Source organism: Colwellia sp. TT2012 (assembly GCF_001440345.1).
Taxonomy (GTDB): Bacteria; Pseudomonadota; Gammaproteobacteria; order Enterobacterales; family Alteromonadaceae; genus Colwellia.
Genome location: NZ_LJYX01000180.1, coordinates 1 through 739, shown reverse-complemented (window position 1 = coordinate 739; position 739 = coordinate 1). Strand labels below are relative to the sequence as shown.

The 739-nt window shown below is 62.5% G+C and carries 2 protein-coding genes; both read right to left on the bottom strand.

The genetic code is table 11. The annotated features are described in order from the left end of the window. Positions 1-436: hypothetical protein (locus ASU03_RS21305; RefSeq protein ID WP_197411336.1), on the bottom strand; the 436-nt coding region annotated here is incomplete at its 3' end. Continuing rightward, a partial coding sequence (locus ASU03_RS21300) for a CheR family methyltransferase (RefSeq protein ID WP_331456683.1) occupies positions 437-739 on the bottom strand: 303 nt, incomplete at its 5' end.

Sequence of the window (739 nt, the reverse complement as noted above, 5' to 3'; positions counted from 1 at the left end):
CCTCGGCTTCCAGGGCGCTACCCGCCACATCACTGAGCACGCCCAGCCAGTAGAACACCTGGGCCGCCGGTGGATGGTTCTGCAGGTAGCGCTCGCAGGCAGCACGGGCCGCAAGGCTTTTGCCTTCATTGGCCAGGGTCGCGATCTGACCAAGCAGATCGGCGGCATCCGAGTGCTCGGGCGCAGGCTTGATCGGTACCACCGGCGCCGCGAATGCACTGAACGGTCGGGGTTTGGTGGGGATCGGTGCAGCACTGCGCTGGGGTACCGGAGGCGGTATTGGGGCAAAGACCGGCTCAGGCGCGACTTCGGCATGACGACTGAATGCAAACGACTGCGGCTCACCAATCGAGCGCATGCCCAGGCGCCCCAGCAGGCTGCCTTCGGCTGGGCCGATAAACAGCACACCCTCAACGTGAGTCAGGCCCTTGAGCAATTAAAACACCTGCTTCTGGGTTGGCTGTTCGAAGTAGATCAACAGGTTGCGGCAAATCACGAAATCATAGGTCGGCTCATTGGCCAGCAATTGCGGGTCCAGCAGGTTACCCACTTGCAGCCGCACCTGTTCACGCACCCGGTCGGCGACGTGGTAGCCGTCCTCCTCAGCGCAAAAGTGCCGCTCACGAAACTCAAGGTCCTGGCCACGAAAGGAATTCTTGCCATACACCCCGCGCCGCGCCCGCTCCACCGACAGGGGGCTGACGTCCATGCCTTGCACCTTGAACTGGTGTGGCGAAAG